Here is a 16,658-nt window from a genome sequence, read left to right on the forward strand (position 1 = left end):
CACTCAGTCAGAGATCTCCTTTTGTTTCAAGCAACCTTTACATATAGTGTTAAACGGAAGTATTAAATTTGATCCTTTTGATTTAATCTATAGCTCATGAATGTTAACACTGAGGCTATGAGCGCTAAGATTCCACCAGCCCACGAAAGTTTGTCTAGACTGCCAGAAGCTACGACAAATCCTCCTATTGCAGAACCTAATGCAATCCCCACATTAACAGCAACAGGGGTTAATGAGGATGCAAAGTCTTTTGCAGAGGGAGAATATCTTTCAGCTAAATCCATGAAGTAGAGTTGGACAGTTGCATTAACAGCATATAGCATGACAGCCATTAACATAATAGTCAGTAGCCCTAACCACATAGAGGACATCGTAAAATACAGAGTAAATAAGATAATGGCCTGAATAATGAACGTATAGCGCAATCTACCTAAACCGTTATGCTGAGCAATCTTGCCAGCTAAAAGATTACTAAAGATTGAAAAGAAGCCATAGATTAAGAGAACAATACCTATGTATTTCGTTTCAATACCAAGTTTTTGTTGTAAAATGGGCGTAATAAAAGTATAGATTGTGTATGTTCCAGCAATCGTAAAAACAGGAATGAAGAATGCTAGAATGATTTTAGGTTGCTTAAATAAACTTAATTGCTCTGATAGTGAACTTTTTGTTGCTTTGATATTTCGAGGTAGCACAAACATGCTGATGATAAAGGCAATCCCGCCTAAAGCTGCCGTTAACCAAAATGTCATGTGCCAATTACTCCATCTAAAGCTGCCGTTAACCAAAATGTCATGTGCCAATTACTCCATTGTCCAACCATTGTTCCTAGAGGTACACCCATGACGTTGGCAATGGTAAAGCCCGCAAATATGAAAGTAATGATAGAGGATCTTTTTTCTTTTGGCATACTATCATTCGCTATGGACATGGCTAATGCTGTAAGTACGCCGCTGACAACAGCCGTAACAACTCTGGAAGTTATTAAAATACCATAGGAACTAGAGAGGGCACTTACAATATTTCCAAGTATAAAGAGGGAAATCAATACTAACATGAGTGGATATTTTGCAAATCTACTAACAAAACCGGTTAAGATGGGTGTACCAATCGCATAGGCGATAGCAAATCCAGAAATCAAGGAACCAGCTGTGGCAATTGGTATACTTAAATCTGTAGAGACCTCCGTTAATAATCCTACAATAACAAATTCACTTGTTCCCATGACAAACGTTAATAAGGTTAATGTGAAGGCTAAAATTTTATGTTTATTGCTAAATGCATTTTCTTTATTCATAATCAAAAAACATCACTCCTTTATATCAATATATCGAGAAATTTCGATGTATTGTGCAAATGTATACGAAACCTAATAACTATAGCGTATCTATTTATCGTGAATAATCGATATGCCATTTTAAACAGAAACCCAATTTTAATCATTTTGGGTATCTGATACAAGAAACGAGGCAATTTGATGAATCGTTTCTTCTTTTAATTTATAATATGTCCATTGACCATGACGAAAAGATTCGAGAAGTCCAGCCTTTTGCATCATATTTAAGTAGTGAGAAACGGTTGATTGAGAAGTTTGAGCTTTCTCCTGAATATCACCAACACATACGCCTCCTTCGATACTCACTTTTGGGAAATGTTTCTCAGGTTCCTTCAGCCACTGTAAGATGTTTAGCCTAGTCTCGTTTGATAACGCTTTGAAAATTTCAATTGGTTCCATATCGCAATAATATATCGAATTATCTCGATATGTCAATTGCTAAGTACCAACATTATATTTAAAAAATGGTTGACGCCAATAAGGAAGTCCTGTAATATATGTCAAAATCATAGAAAAATTCGATGAAGAAGAGAGTAATTGATGGACAACTGGCAAGCGAGTTAGGGTTGGTGTGAGCCTAATGCAGAACCCATGAATGAAGCGCACTTTGGAGAAGATTCTCGAACAAGTAGTAGAGAATAGCGGGGCGTCACCTCGTTAACAATGGAAAGTGGTCATATTAAATGGCAACTAGAGTGGTACCACGGGATTATAATGCTCTCGTCTCTAATTTTAGAGACGGGGGCTTTTTTATTTGGACAGGAGGAGGATCAAGATGAATAAACAAATCGCTGAAAGTATGGCAGAAGTAGTAAATCATCAATTAACAGCAGATGATATTGCGTCATTATTAGAAAAACCAAAAAGCTCGGAGCTAGGGGACGTGGCATTTCCTTGTTTTACCTTAGCAAAAGAATGGAAAAAGTCACCACAAACTATTGCAGCGGATATAGCAAGTCAATTAAACAATGACAATATCCAGCGTGTGCAAGCTGTTGGAGGCTATGTCAATATTTTTCTAGATCAACAAAAAGTGACGCAACAAGTGCTAAGCAACATCATGCAAGCAAAACAATCATATGGAACTAATCAAACGGGGATGGGAGCTGTCGTCTTAGATTTTTCATCTCCTAATATTGCGAAGCCATTCTCGATGGGGCATTTACGTTCAACAGTCATTGGGAATGCTTTAGCCAATATGGCAGAAAAAAATGGTTATCAAGCAATTCGCATCAATCATTTAGGGGACTGGGGTACACAGTTCGGTAAGCTTATTGTGGCTTATCAATATTGGGGTGATAAGCAAGCCATTACAGCGTCCCCAATTGAGGAGCTATTAAAGATTTATGTGCAGTTTCATGAAGAGGCAGAGCAAGACCCAGCACTGATTGAACAGGCACGTGCCGCCTTTAAAGCATTGGAGGATGGCGATGCAGAGGCACTGGCATTATGGCAATGGTTCCGAGATGTATCATTAGTAGAATTTCAATCAATATACGAGTTGCTAGGAATTCACTTTGATGCTTTTACAGGAGAAGCCTTTTACAATGACAAAATGATGCCTGTTGTGACAGAACTACAAGAAAAAGGGCTCCTAGTGGAATCAGATGGGGCGTATGTTGTGGAGATGGAGGAAATGCCCCCATGCTTAATGACGAAAACAGATGGAGCCACGCTTTATGCGACACGCGATTTAGCTGCTGCCCTGTATCGCCAACAGCATTACCAGCCAGAAAAGATTTTCTACGTTGTTGGCAATGAGCAATCCCTCCATTTTAAACAACTTTTTCAAGTCATCGAAAAAATGGGCTATGCTTGGGCCAAAAATCTACAGCACGTCCCATTTGGGATGATGCTCAAGGATGGCAAAAAAATGTCGACCCGTAAAGGCAAAGTGGTGTTATTAGCAGATGTGCTAGCAGAGGCCATTGCGACGGCGAAGCGTAATATCGAAGAGAAAAATCCCCATCTTCCTAACAAGGAGCGAGTAGCCCAGCAAGTTGGGGTTGGCGCAGTTATATTTAATGATTTGAAATACCATCGCCTCAATGATATTGAATTTTCGATCGAGCAAATGATGAATTTTGAAGGTGAAACAGGTCCTTATGTACAGTATACGTATGCCCGTCTTTGCTCCATTTTAGAAAAAGCAAACGCCCCAGCTGAAGTGATGACCTTCCAGCCATTAGGAGAGCAGGCTTGGCCAATTGTTTTATTACTGGAGCAGTTTCCGAAAGTGGTAGCTACGTCTTTTGATCAGGCTGACCCGTCCCAAATAGCGAAATATGCCTTACAATTGGCCCGTTTATTGAATAAATATTATGCCCAACAGAAAATATTAGCGGATGATGAATATCAAGCGTCACGTCTAGCACTTTGTTCATGTGTTGCGATTGTCTTAAAAGAATCATTCGCCTTATTGGGCATTGAATTACCTGAAAATATGTGACATCTACTGAATCAAGATAAAAAACAGCCATTTTCAAGAAACTGTCCCAAGATTGACCGTCTATCGAAAACATGGTAAAAGGAGAGAGGAATAAATAAACAAACTCTTTCAGCAATGAATGTTGAGTGGCAGTAGAGAGGATATTGAACAAATGGCAAAAAAACAATGGACCCTTTCACTTATACTAGTGGTCATCAGTATATTTTTTGTTGCACTCAATATGAGACCTGCAGTAACAGGGATTGGCCCACTTTATAATGTACTGATGACATCCTTACATGTCTCCAATACAAGTATGAGTTTTCTGACATCCATCCCCGTTTTTTGTATGGGTTTATTTGCACCTTTGGCTGTACCGCTTCAGCGAAAGGTTGGCACGAAATCCGCCATAACATTTTTAGTGGCTATTCTCGTCCTTGCCAATGGACTACGCCTTTTACAAGAAAGCTACGCTTTGCTCATTGTGACAAGCTTTGCAGCAGGCTTAGCTATTGCGATGATTGGTCCTATTTTAAATGCCTTTATTAAGAAAAAGTTTCCACAGCGTTTTACGACTGTGATTGGCATTTATTCCTTCGGCATTGGCGTAGGTGCTACATTAAGTGCGGCCTTAACGGTGACATTTTATCAAATTTTCGGCAATAGCTGGACCGTCGCTCTGGGGATATGGGCTCTATTTGCATTAGGGGCGCTAGTTATTTGGTTATGGGCCATACCATCACAGCAAAATGAACAAGTTCTAAAGATAACGACGACTGAATATGCTCGTAATCCTTGGACATCTGGACGTGCTTGGGCAATCTTACTGTACTTTGGCTTACAAACCTCGCTGTTTTTTTCGATGATGGCGTGGCTTACACCGCTGTTGCAGGATAAAGGCTTATCACTAGAAACAGCAAGTGCTATGCTGACGTTTATGTCTATTGTGCAAATGATCGGCAATATTGCAGTGCCGATGCTCATGGAAAAATGGTCAAGTCGAATGGTATGGATACTGGCACTAGGCTTTGTAGGATTAATTGGTTTCACGCTATTATGGCTTACGTCAGGCGTCTATTTATGGCTTGCTGTTTTATTAATCGGCATTGTTCTAAGTGGTCTATTTCCGATTGGCTTATTGTTACCGCTGGATGAAGCCAAAAATGATCTGGAGGCTAATAGCTGGTCATCCATGGTGCTATCAGGTGGCTTTATGCTGAGTGCGATTATTCCCATTATGATCGGGGTTTGCTATGATATCACAGGCAATCATACATGGACTTATATCATCTTTTTACTGTTGATGGTGGGCATTATCGTATCGACAGGACTGTTAAGAAAAAAATAATCGAAGAAGACATGTGAAGCAATGCGCATGTCTTTTTTAGTGAAAATTATTTTTAGGTCCAGTTATCCTCCAATCCTCATAGCAAATTTCGTATTTCATAAATAATAATAGGTAGAATGAAATATATTTAGCGGTGTTGTCGCATTTCCCTAACATTATTATATAAATAATAATATTATGTAAACTTGAAACATCACAAATCCTTGATTATGATAGATAATAGAGAATGATGAATAGAAAGTTTTGGTGAAGGTATGTATAAAAAAATGCTCGTGTTAGGAGCGACGGCTTTCCTCGTTACAGGCTGTGACAGTCAAATAGGCACAGGCTGGTTTCAAAGTAAAAATGCGGAGGTTCAAACAGAGGGGGCAGTGACCAAGCAAGAGGAAAAAATTGTCCCAGAGGTCAAAGTCATCGGAGAGTATGGTGTTGGAGCAGGTATTATTATCAAGCAGCAGGAGGATCAGCTGTATATTTTAACAAATGGTGCATTAGTTGCTTCCAAACCGACGGCCCTTGTTCAGTTTGGTCAGGACAAGCTAATGGCAGCAAACGTACATGTCATGTCAACAGCTCATAATCTAGCACTTCTGCAAGTAACGTATAAAGCGAATGTGCATGTGCCAAAAACGTATGAAGGTGAGCTGAATCAGCTAGCCGTTTATGTGAATGGCTTGCCCTACACGATTCAGAAATATCAAGATAAGGTAGCGGCCTATTATATAGATGTGAAACAAGCTATGCCTTTAGGAAGTCCTGTGATGGAGGCTGAAAATGGAGCCATTGTTGGACTATATTTTAATCGTCAACAGCAAGGAGAGTCCCAGCCATACATATTGCCGATGAAGGAAATCCAATCATTCGTGGATAAATGGATTGAGGATGGCATGAAAGCAAGTGTACGATTGTCCCAATCCAAAAATTTATATCCCTATATAGAACAAGGTGACAAAGAAGCTGTACAGCAAGCAATCGAGCAATATGGTGAGAATGTGTTTGCGTATAATACAGATGAAATCAAGCTGTTTTTAGATACGTTCCATAAGCATTTAAAGGCGGCTGTGGCCATTCAGGATGCGAGTGTCATGAAACCAATTGTCGGAACAGAGGATTTACAAGAGACCTTGAATAGCATGGTTGCTTATTATGCTTCCAAACAAGCTAAGATCCATTTCTCTAATACCGATATTCAAGCTATTCGTATAGAAGGCCAGCATCTTATTCTACGTGCTAAAACGGAATATGTTTTGACGAATGCTGCAGGGCAGGAGGCACTTGCCCATTCCATCATACTGTATGAAATCGAAAAAAATGAACAGGGCGAGTACATGCTACTTCGTCTAACAAACGAGGAGTGAACTTTGCATGGAGCAAGCAAGACAAATGCTACAGCATCATTTTGGCTATGAAGCCTTTCGCCAAGGACAAGCCCAAATTATAGAACAAACATTACGAGGGCAGTCGAGCCTGTGTGTCATGCCAACTGGTGGAGGGAAATCCATTTGCTATCAAATTCCTGCATTAATGCTAGATGGGTTAACTATTGTCATTTCCCCCCTTATATCTCTGATGCAAGATCAGGTGGAGGCTTTACGTGCGGCGAACATTCCTGCCGCCTATATTAACAGTACGTTGTCGGCACAGGAAGTAGATGAAACGATGCAACTAGCGAGCGCAGGTTATTTAAAACTTCTCTATATTGCGCCTGAGCGATTGGAAAGTGTATCCTTTCTGCAAGCACTATCCTATTTACCTGTGCCGTTAATAGCGGTAGATGAGGCACACTGTATCTCGCAATGGGGGCATGACTTTAGACCAAGCTATCGCTCCATTCAAAAGCTGTTTACACTATGGTCACAAAAGCCCACGGTTTTAGCGCTGACAGCCACTGCGACACCAGCTGTCTGTGATGATATCCGCCAATTACTAACAATTGATGAGCAAGCGACAGTCATGACAGGCTTTTCACGTGAAAATTTGGCGCTGTCCGTACTAATTGGTGAAAATAAAGAACGTTATGTAAAAAATTATGTACAACAAAATAAACAGGAAGTCGGCATTATTTACGCAGCCACTCGAAAAGCAGTAGACGCGATTTATGACATGCTGAGTCGCTCTGGTGAAGCGGTTGCGAAATATCATGCGGGTCTGTCAGAGGACTTGCGAATAGCTGAGCAGGAGCGGTTTTTAAAAGATGAAGCACGTATTATGGTAGCAACGAATGCTTTTGGTATGGGGATTGATAAAAGTAATGTGCGCTTTGTGTTGCATTATCAAATGCCTCGTAATATGGAGAGTTATTACCAAGAAGCGGGTCGTGCAGGACGTGATGGTCTGCCGAGTGCCTGTATTTTATTATATGCTTCTGGGGACGTCCAAACACAGCGTTTTCTAATTGAACAAACACAGGATGAAGCACGTATAGCCCAAGAATTAGCCAAGCTCCAAACGATGGTCGATTATTGCCATACAGAGGGCTGCTTACAAAATGCGATTTTATCCTATTTTGCTGAAGAGCCAGAGGAGCCTTGTGGGCGTTGTAGTAATTGCAATGATGGGCGGGCAGTGACAGACGTGACTGAGGATGCACAAAAGGTGTTAGCCTGTGTGGTACGCATGGGACAAAAATTCGGCAAGACCATGGTGGCTCAGGTGTTGATTGGCTCCAAAAATCAAAAAATAACGGAATTTGGCTTTGCACGTTTATCGACCTATGGCATCTTAAAAGGAAAATATGCCTCAAAGGATGTTTCGAACTTTATTGAATTTTTAATTGCGGAAGGTTTACTTGCTGTGAAGCATGGGACATTCCCAACCATATATGTATCAACGAATGGCAAGGAAGTACTGCTTGGCAATCGACAGGTTATGCGCAAGGAAGCTGTAGCAGTGAAGAAGCTGGTGGACAACGATCCTTTATTCGAACATTTACGCGTATTGCGCAAAGAGATTGCAGATGAAGAAAAGGTGCCACCATTTGTAGTGTTCTCTGACAAAACATTGCGTGATTTATGTGATAAGAAGCCAGCCGTACTGGAGGATTTACGACAGGTGAGCGGTATTGGTGAGGTGAAATTTGACAAGTACGGTAAGCGATTCTTTGACGCATTACAATCGTTTTTAGAAGCTTCCGTGTAATAGTGCTTATTACGTAGAAAGAGGTGTCTCTCCATTGTGAGACACCTCTTTTCATTATTGTTCCCAGTGCTTTGTTATGAATGTATCACGGCCAGAAATGGCACGATCTTGCTGATAGTGTTCCGTCTCTTTTTTATAATAATCTTGGTGATAGTCTTCTGCTGGATAGAAGCGTTCAGCATCGCGAATTTTGGTTACAATAGGTTTATCAAAGCGTCCACTATTGGCAAGCTTTTCTTTTGAGGCCTCTGCGATTTGCTTTTGCTCATCTGTGTAGGTAAAAATAGCTGTTGTATAGGATTCTCCACGATCATGGAACTGTCCATAAGCATCCGTTGGGTCAATTTGCATCCAGTAAATATCCAGGAGCTGCTCATAACTAAAAATAGCAGGATCGAATTCAATTTCGACCACTTCTAAATGGCCCGAAGACCCTTCCTTAACATCTTCATAGGTTGGGTTTTCTAAATGGCCGCCCATATAGCCAGAAGTCACTTTATGTATACCGTCCCACTCGACGAATGGCTTCACCATGCACCAAAAACATCCGCCAGCAAATGTAGCTTTTTCGATCATTTACATCATCCTTTCTTTTGTGAAAATATTATAGCATTGTTTTGCTCGAAACTGAGTAATTAGGTGTAAAATAATGATGAGATAGAAAAACATGGAATAGCTGATTGCCAAAATGAAACTTTCTAGCTAATCAATCGTTACATTAACTATATCAAAATAGAGGAGTTAGTTGTTATGGAAGAGCAAGATTATACGAGACGCTCCCAACGTCCTAAAAAACGTAAATTACGTAAAGGGAGAGCAATTTTTACACTATTATTACTGTGTATCATTGTCATTGTCGGATATGCTGTCATGCAATATCGCAGCGGGCTTGAGCTGGCGAATGATACGAAAGTAGCGCAGGAGGATTTTTCTGGAGATACAATCAAAGGGGATATTGAGAACTATTTAATTTTAGGAGTCGATACACGCGGCGAGGAAAAATCTCGTACAGATACGATGATGGTATTATCCTGGAATAAAGCAAACAATGATATTAAGCTTGTGTCCTTTATGCGTGATATTTACGCAGATATCCCAGGCTATCAATCCTATAAACTTAATACAGCTTACTACCTAGACGGTGTACAGCTATTAAAGGATACATTGACAAATATGTTTGGCTTACCGATTCATCATTATGCCCTAATTGATTTTAAAAACTTTGAATCATTAGTGGACATTTTAGCGCCAAATGGTGTGGAAATGGATGTAGAAAAGGATATGTCTGAAAATATTGGGGTAGAGTTAAAGCAAGGTGTTCATCATTTAAATGGACAGGAGCTATTAGGCTATGCACGTTTCCGTCACGATGCTGAAGGAGATTTCGGTCGTGTTGCCCGTCAGCAAAAAGTCATTGAGGCTTTAAAAACAGAGCTATTAACGCCTACGAACATGTTAAATTTACCAAAATTTGTTGGAGCTGCACAGGGCTATATAACAACCGATTATTCATCTGCTGAGGAAATGCAGCAAGTGCTTAAATTGCTATCTAAAGGTAAGGTCAACATTGAAAAAGCAACGATTCCCATCGAAGGTAGCTATCAATTCCAAAACTTTAGTCATGCAGGCGATTCCATCGTCATTGATGTGGAGCAAAACAAAGCCTTTTTAAGTGAATTTTTAGGTATTTCACTGGAGTGATGTTTCGCAAAAACCAACATTATCCTGTAATATAAAGGTAGAGCATTTGGATTGGGGTGGATATATGGAAAAAGAAAGACCAAAAGAGCGTTCAAGCCTATTAGCAACCAAGTTTATTCGTTTTTTAGGTGGTAGAAACCTATTATTTATGCTGGTGATTTTATTACTAGTTGCATGTGTTATTTTTATGTTTAATCAGGTTTCCTTTATCTTTACCCCGTTACAAGTATTATTTGAAGTAGTGATTTTACCAGGGGTACTAGCCGTCATAGGCTACTATTTATTGCGTCCATTGTTGGCGATCTTGGTCAGATGGCGAATCCCAAGAATTTGGGGGATTTTAATACTCTACATTGCGGTTATTGGTGTCATTACACTACTCGTTGTGTTGGTTTATCCATTTTTACGCGACCAGTTCACGAACTTAGCACAGGAATTCCCAGAGTATTTCATGAAGTTTACACAAAATATCGTTGCATTCTTGAACAATTCACGTTTTAACGATTATTTAGATAAAATTAATTTTGATTACAATGAAGTGGTTAAAAACTTCACTACAGATATGGTGAAAACTGTAAGGGAAACAGCTGCAAATGTAGCGCAAGGTGTGGCCACAGGTATTACGGGCTTCCTTTCAACCTTAACAGGTATTGTGCTATCACTTGTAACGGTGCCATTCATTTTATTTTACTTATTAAAAGAGGGCGAAAAATTACCGAAATTTATGCTGAAAGTGTGCCCACCACGTATGCGTAAAGAAGTCACTGAAATTTTCCATGACATGGACAAGCAAATTAGTTCATACATACAGGGGCAAATTTTAGTATCTATGTGTATTGGAGCAATGGTGACCATTGGCTTTTTAATCATTGGCATGAAATATGCTTTATTGCTTGGATTCCTAGCGATGATTACAAGTGTAGTTCCTTATTTGGGGCCAGTCATTGCCATTACACCAGCCGTTATTATTGCCCTTGTCACATCTCCATTGATGTTGATTAAGCTGGCGATTGTATGGACGATTGTTCAATTAATCGAAGGAAAATTCATTTCTCCTCAAATCATGGGGAAATCACTCAGTATTCACCCGATTACGATCATTTTCGTCTTATTAACGGCAGGCTCATTATTCGGTGTTCCTGGTGTTATTTTAGGGATTCCAGGCTATGCGATCTTTAAGGTGCTGGTGACCCATTTATTCAAGCTCTTTAAACAGCGTTACAACCGTTACGAAGATGATGTTCATCAAAAATATGATGTGTGATAAAAACAGCTACTGCCGTTTGACAGTAGCTGTTTTTTTAATGTGTGTTATCCTTATTAGTAGATTCATCAAAAGGATGGGGGAAAAGGGCATGACATACATACCGATTAATTTTCAAGAAAAATTAACTAAGTTTCAAGAGCATTGGTCTCCGAAAGTGATTGCTGAAATGAATGATTATCAATTTAAATTAGTTAAAGTACAAGGGGATTTTGTTTGGCATAAACATGATGATACGGATGAAGTGTTTATCGTCATTGAAGGGCAGCTAATCATCGAATTCAGAGATGGAGAAGTGCGTTTAAATGAAGGAGAGATGTTTGTCGTACCACGCCATGTTGAACATAAACCTTATGCGGCTTCTGAGTGTAAAATTCTACTTGTAGAGCCGATGGGGGTTGTCAATACAGGCGAAGCACAATCAGAGCTAACTGCTGAAAATGATGTGTGGATTTAACATTCCTGAATAGTCATAGTAAAACCCTTCTAACAGACAAGGTTAGAAGGGTTTATTATTTTTCAAAAGCACTAGCTTTGTGCCAGTAATTGCACTTGTGCTAAGCGATCAACAGCTTCTTGAAGAAGTTCCTTTGGTTGCACCAATGCTAAACGTAAATAGCCTTGTCCAGCCGTACCAAATACGGTTCCAGGAACGGTTACAACGCCAACTTGTTCAATTAATTGAAAGGCTAGTTCTGTACAGTCCATATCGAACGGATATTTTGCCCATACGAACATTCCACCATCAGATGGTGCGGCTTCCCAGCCTAATGCTTGTAAGCCGTTCATCAGGGTTTTATGACGTTCTGAGAATGTGGCACGTAAGCTTTCCGTAATTTCTTCTGCGTTATCAAGTGCGACGACAGCTGCATCTTGAATAGGCTCAAAAATACCGAAGTCTAAATTTGATTTTAATTGCTTAATAACGGCGATCATTTCAGCATTTCCTGCGATATAGGCAATACGCGTTCCTGCAAGACTAAAGCTTTTGGAGAGGGAGTTAATCTCCATGCCGACTTCTTTTGCACCTGGTGCTGCAAGGAAACTAATCGGACCGTCACCTGTAAAATAAAACTCGGAGTATGCCGCATCATGAAGGACGATAATATTATATTTTTTGGCAAAGGCAATGACTTTTTCAAAATACGCTAAGGACGGCATCGCTGGTACAGGATTCCCTGGTAAGTTTAAAATCAATAGCTTTGCTCTCTCAGCAATTTCTTCTGGGACAGCGTCTAAGTCAGGTAAATAACCATTATCGGCCGTTTGAGGCATGTAATAAGGTGTTGCCCCTGCTAAGTGAATTCCTGCATCATAGGCAACATAGGCTGGATTTGTGGATAACACGATGTCTCCTGGGTCACAAAAGGCTATCGGTAAATGGACAAGGCCTTCTTGAGAGCCAATAGTTTGAATAATTTCCGTAGCGGGATCTAAATCGACATGGCTACGACGCTTATAGTAGCGACTAACGGCTTCATAAAAACGCTGTGTGCCTGTCAGTGTGTAGCCGTAAGATTCAGCTAACCCTGCGCGATAAGAAAGATGCTCACGTATTTTGGCATGTGGAGGAAGATCAGGGCTTCCTAAGCTTAAGTCAATCAAGGTCATGCCCTTTGCTTGCTGCTCACGGGCAAAATTTTTCAAATCTCCGAAAATTGCTGGTGTAAATAATGACATTTTTTTAGATGGTACGATTTTCAAAACTAGTACACTCCTTATCGTTGTATAAAGTGCAACGTCAATCCGTAGATGATTCTCTTGTCTACGCTAATTGTTTGTTTGCACAAATCGGGCTTTAACAGACCCTTGTTTGCTTACAGGCCTGTTTATGCGAGATAACAGAATAGTAGTACACATTTTATCATACTAAAGCACAGAAATGGGCAGATATTCTGAAAAAAGAAAATATTTATATAATGTAGAGGATGTGTGCATAGGCTAGCGAAAATAGATTGTCTGATGTTGGGATAAGCGACTATAAATACCTTCAAAGAGAAAATTGTATTATACTGAGTATAAAGTTTTTCAGGTGGGGAGAGCATGCATCTTAACGATTGAATAGCTGACTCAGTAGTGAACGATATGTTGCAAGATTTCACTATTGTCTGCGCCGTAACAGAAACAACCTCCTTTTACAAGATTGGACATAGACTTTGCTTACAGCTATACATACTGAATAGTATTAAAGGATAGCCATCGTATTGATGTTCCCCTATTATTGACAGTGGCAATGCTGGATGAGTAGAGGCAAAACAAACTGCCTATGCAAGTGTACGACGAGGCAGTCTTTACAAAACATGATGAATCGTTCAGCATTACGATTTTCAATTGTCTACAGCCAAGATAGGGAGGTATTAAAAAAGCTATATGCCAGCGGACTAGCGGGCATTGTATGTAAAAACCTACGCAGCTGCTGACTATGATACTATGCGGAATACCATAGTTGCGGCATGCACACTATTTCGAAGCATGTATGATACTACCTGATACGCAAACCATTTAGTAAGGGAGGGAGAGGGCAGTGAAGGTATATTCGTTAAGTGGACCAAGCGGCACAGGCAAAAGTACGAGTGCCCTTGCCTTTGCTCATAAATTAGGAGTGGAGGCTATCATTGATGATGGTCTTCTCATTGTCAATGGAATAAGAGTTGCTGGCATTTCTGCCAAATTCGAAAAAAATACAATTACCGCTGTACGACGTGCCATTTTTACGGAACAGGAACATCGTGAGGCTGTCAAAAAAGCGTTAGCAAGTCATAAGGTGCAGTCCATTTTACTGATTGGGACATCCACTAAAATGACGAATAGTATTGCTAAGCAGCTAGATCTTGGACCCATTGAACATTATTACGATGTGGAGGATGTTCGTTCCTTTAAGGAAATTCAAAAAGCTCGTTTTATTCGTCAAACGCAGGGCAAGCATGTGATGCCAATTCCTTATCGACAAGTGGAGCAAAACTTTTTTAAACGATTGGTACAAAAGGGCATGGAGATTTTTTCATCAAAGCGCGAAAAAATCGGGGAAACAACGATAGTGCGACCTGATTTTCAACGGGAGTACATTGAAATTAGCAAGCATGTTTATGTTCAGCTACTGACGTATTGCTGTAGTCAACAAGCAATTGTACAAAAGGTGGAACAGGCCCAATTTTTGTTAGGAGATCAGGCTCAAGCTATTCTGACCATACAAGTAAAGCTACCGATAGATTATCCATTAGCAGCGCGTTTACTAGAGCTACAGCAGGCGGTGCAGAAGGCGTTTTATTTACAATTTGGCTATGAATTAGATGCGATTCATGTTCATGTCAAGACGGCTATACAAAAGAAAAAGTCGTGAAAAACAGGTACTCCCAACGCACTTTGCGACGAGAGTACCTGTTTTTATTTTGGTTGACGGCTGAACTGTGGCTGACGTTTTTCCACAAAGGCACGACAGCCTTCGGCGAAATCGCTGCCTACAAACGGTGAAGAGCCTTGCCATAAGGTCGGCACACTATCGAGACATTCTTGAACGGATTGCTTCACAGCAAGCAAGGACTCTGGTGACATGCCTGCCACAAGCTTGCCCATGCGAATCATATATTTATTTAAATCCTTTTCGGCTACTAAGTAGTTAAGCATCCCAAGCTTGAAGGCTTCCTCCGCTTTAAACATGCGTCCTGTAAAGACTAAGTCCTTTGTGGTCGCAGGGCCAACGAGCTGTACTAAACGTTGCGCAAATTTATTGTTTATGGTGATGCCTAATTTTCCGACAGGAATGCCGAGCTTGGCTTTGTCTGAGCCAATGCGGATATCACAAGCTAATGCCAATTCTAAACCAGCGCCCATCGCAGGCCCGTTGATGACGCCGATTGTTGGAATCGGAAGGCGCTCAATTGTGGAAATGGTTTTTTCCATATGTACAAACGCCTCCTCGGCTTGTTCAAGTGAGATGGCATTGAATTCTTTAATATCAGAGCCTGCGGTAAAGCTTTGACCAGAGCCTCGTAAAATGAGTACTTTATTTTTCGGATTGTCTAATACTTGTAGGGCAATCTTTGCTAATTGATCCCACATGTTTGCGGTTAACGCATTTTTTGCCTGTGGTCGGTGAATCGTAATTATCGCTAGTCCAGCTGTTTCTTGATAAATGATTTTTGCATCTTCTGCTTCCAATCGTGTCGTCTTTACTTGCATAGTGGAAAGCCTCCTACGTATTAATGTCTATCTTTATTATATAACACAATCAACTATAAACATGAAATGATATGAATTTTCACATAAAATTGCGTTGTTATACAAGAATGTAGGGAATAGTTAGCATTTATTGTTCTATAACAGGGGAGCGGAATTTACTATTGTAAGAAAGCAAAAGATATGAGAAACTACTGTAGGAACATACGTTTCTTATGCACGTAAGGGGCATTTGAAGACTGGAAGCGGCTTGTGTATCGATATTACAGATTATCCGACACTAAACTATTATAAAATGAATTGAAACACACGCACCCAAAATATAGTAAAATAAAATGACATGACGCACAGCAAACAAGGAGGGGCAATATGGTCACACTCAAGGAAGCATGGAATAGTTACATCTTACTGCTGCAATCATTGAAAAAAAGTGCTGCCACAAAAAAGCAGTACAACATAGATGGACAGCAATTTTTAACGTTCGCCCATGAACACCAATACTTGTATGTGGATCATCAATTAAAAAATCTATTACAGCTTTATTGTGACTATCTCAAGGAAACCTACTGCAATATCAATACATTTAACCATAAAATAGCGACATTGAGAGGCTTTGTAGACTTTATTTTTTTACGAGAATGGGTGACACCTTTTGATTATCAGCCCATTTTACAGCCGAAAAAAAGGCAAAAAGAGGTGCTGCAAGTACTGACCAATACGCAGATTATGCAAATTGCCAACGTCTGGCCAACCTATTTTCAATATGCAAAAACAGAGGAGCATGCTTGGCTGGCTAGACGCAATGGCTGTATAGTCCAAATGTTGATGGAAACAGGTTGTAAGCCTGCAGAGCTTGTGCGAATGAAATGGACTCATTTTAACGAAGAAAAGGCAACCCTTTTTATTGCGAATCGAAATGGCCGTCGAGAAATAAAATGTTCTCCTGTACTAATGGACATGCTAGCTCAGTATAAACTAGCGACAACAGTTTTACATGGGCAAGAGGTAGGGGAATGGGTTTGGGTAAGTGAGGCAAGTATTGTGAAGCCAATTTCAACGAAGACGGTGGAGCGTATTTTTCAAACGATGTCACAAGATATAGGAAAAAACATAAGAGCAACCGATTTGCGATATACCGTTATGCAACGGGCTTTTCAGCAGGAAAAAACGCTGGAGCATATCCAACAAGAAATGGGCTATGTGAGGAAATGGGTGCTGACAGAAAGACAGCAACGCTTCGAATAAAAGCGTGCAGTAATCGCGATTT

At 40.2% G+C, this 16,658-nt stretch carries 15 protein-coding genes and 1 other annotated feature; of the genes, 9 read left to right on the top strand and 6 right to left on the bottom strand.

Features of this window, described 5'->3' with window-relative positions; genetic code table 11:
- Nucleotides 1–62: 62 nt before the first annotated feature.
- The 3 genes from MHI22_RS03990 to MHI22_RS04000 form a co-directional block, all read right to left on the bottom strand.
- Nucleotides 63–752, bottom strand: coding sequence for an MFS transporter (locus tag MHI22_RS03990; RefSeq protein ID WP_340811101.1), 690 nt, complete (start codon nt 750–752; stop codon nt 63–65).
- Nucleotides 749–1,297 carry an MFS transporter gene (locus MHI22_RS03995; RefSeq protein WP_340811102.1) on the bottom strand — a complete coding sequence of 183 codons (549 nt, stop codon included), beginning with the start codon at nt 1,295–1,297 and terminating at the stop codon, nt 749–751. Before MHI22_RS03995 ends, MHI22_RS03990 begins: the two co-directional genes overlap by 4 nt.
- A 138-nt stretch (nt 1,298–1,435) precedes the next feature.
- A complete protein-coding gene (locus MHI22_RS04000) occupies nt 1,436–1,735 on the bottom strand; it encodes an ArsR/SmtB family transcription factor (protein ID WP_271913570.1) in 300 nt (99 codons plus the stop codon).
- A 113-nt stretch (nt 1,736–1,848) separates the two neighbouring features.
- Nucleotides 1,849–2,067, top strand: a binding site (T-box leader).
- 38 nt (nt 2,068–2,105) lie between these two features.
- Here MHI22_RS04000 and argS point away from each other — a divergent pair.
- From argS to recQ, 4 genes are all read left to right on the top strand, one after another.
- Nucleotides 2,106–3,785: an arginine--tRNA ligase gene (gene argS, locus MHI22_RS04005; protein WP_340809814.1), complete on the top strand. Its 1,680-nt coding sequence runs from the start codon at nt 2,106–2,108 to the stop codon at nt 3,783–3,785.
- Between the two features lie 118 nt (nt 3,786–3,903).
- Nucleotides 3,904–5,112 (top strand): MFS transporter, encoded by a 1,209-nt coding sequence (locus MHI22_RS04010; RefSeq protein ID WP_340811103.1) that lies wholly within the window; start codon nt 3,904–3,906, stop codon nt 5,110–5,112.
- Nucleotides 5,113–5,366: 254 nt separating this feature from the next.
- A complete protein-coding gene (locus tag MHI22_RS04015; RefSeq protein WP_036125975.1) occupies nt 5,367–6,470 on the top strand; it encodes a hypothetical protein in 1,104 nt (367 codons plus the stop codon).
- A 7-nt stretch (nt 6,471–6,477) separates the two neighbouring features.
- A complete protein-coding gene (recQ, locus tag MHI22_RS04020; protein WP_340811106.1) occupies nt 6,478–8,250 on the top strand; it encodes a DNA helicase RecQ in 1,773 nt (590 codons plus the stop codon).
- 54 nt (nt 8,251–8,304) lie between these two features.
- Here the strand turns inward: recQ and msrA are convergent, their stop codons facing one another.
- Nucleotides 8,305–8,826: a peptide-methionine (S)-S-oxide reductase MsrA gene (gene msrA / locus MHI22_RS04025; protein WP_082673741.1), complete on the bottom strand. Its 522-nt coding sequence runs from the start codon at nt 8,824–8,826 to the stop codon at nt 8,305–8,307.
- Nucleotides 8,827–9,000: 174 nt separating this feature from the next.
- On the opposite strand from msrA, the gene MHI22_RS04030 reads away from it, so the two are divergent.
- The 3 genes from MHI22_RS04030 (at nt 9,001) to MHI22_RS04040 (ending at nt 11,672) form a co-directional block, all read left to right on the top strand.
- Complete coding sequence (locus MHI22_RS04030) at nt 9,001–9,951, top strand: LCP family protein (protein ID WP_036126458.1); 951 nt, start codon at nt 9,001–9,003, stop codon at nt 9,949–9,951.
- Between the two features lie 64 nt (nt 9,952–10,015).
- A complete protein-coding gene (locus MHI22_RS04035; RefSeq protein ID WP_141904389.1) occupies nt 10,016–11,215 on the top strand; it encodes an AI-2E family transporter in 1,200 nt (399 codons plus the stop codon).
- A gap of 91 nt (nt 11,216–11,306) precedes the next feature.
- On the top strand, nt 11,307–11,672 hold the full coding sequence (locus MHI22_RS04040; protein WP_340811108.1) for a cupin domain-containing protein: 366 nt from the start codon (nt 11,307–11,309) through the stop codon (nt 11,670–11,672).
- A 71-nt stretch (nt 11,673–11,743) separates the two neighbouring features.
- On the opposite strand, the gene MHI22_RS04045 is transcribed toward MHI22_RS04040, so the two are convergent.
- Nucleotides 11,744–12,919: an aminotransferase class I/II-fold pyridoxal phosphate-dependent enzyme gene (locus tag MHI22_RS04045; RefSeq protein ID WP_058844421.1), complete on the bottom strand. Its 1,176-nt coding sequence runs from the start codon at nt 12,917–12,919 to the stop codon at nt 11,744–11,746.
- An 820-nt stretch (nt 12,920–13,739) separates the two neighbouring features.
- Here MHI22_RS04045 and MHI22_RS04050 point away from each other — a divergent pair.
- Entirely contained in the window at nt 13,740–14,555 is an 816-nt protein-coding gene (locus tag MHI22_RS04050) for an AAA family ATPase (protein ID WP_036126442.1), read from the top strand.
- Between the two features lie 44 nt (nt 14,556–14,599).
- On the opposite strand, the gene MHI22_RS04055 is transcribed toward MHI22_RS04050, so the two are convergent.
- On the bottom strand, nt 14,600–15,394 hold the full coding sequence (locus MHI22_RS04055; protein WP_036126440.1) for an enoyl-CoA hydratase/isomerase family protein: 795 nt from the start codon (nt 15,392–15,394) through the stop codon (nt 14,600–14,602).
- A gap of 366 nt (nt 15,395–15,760) precedes the next feature.
- Between MHI22_RS04055 and MHI22_RS04060 the strand changes: the two genes are divergently transcribed.
- Nucleotides 15,761–16,636, top strand: a complete 876-nt coding sequence (locus MHI22_RS04060) for a tyrosine-type recombinase/integrase (RefSeq protein WP_036126431.1) — start codon at nt 15,761–15,763, stop codon at nt 16,634–16,636.
- The last annotated feature ends 22 nt before the right edge of the window (nt 16,637–16,658 follow it).

Origin of the sequence: Lysinibacillus sp. FSL L8-0312, assembly GCF_038003285.1 — a bacterium.
In the GTDB taxonomy this organism is placed as follows: Bacteria; Bacillota; Bacilli; order Bacillales_A; family Planococcaceae; genus Lysinibacillus; species Lysinibacillus fusiformis_D.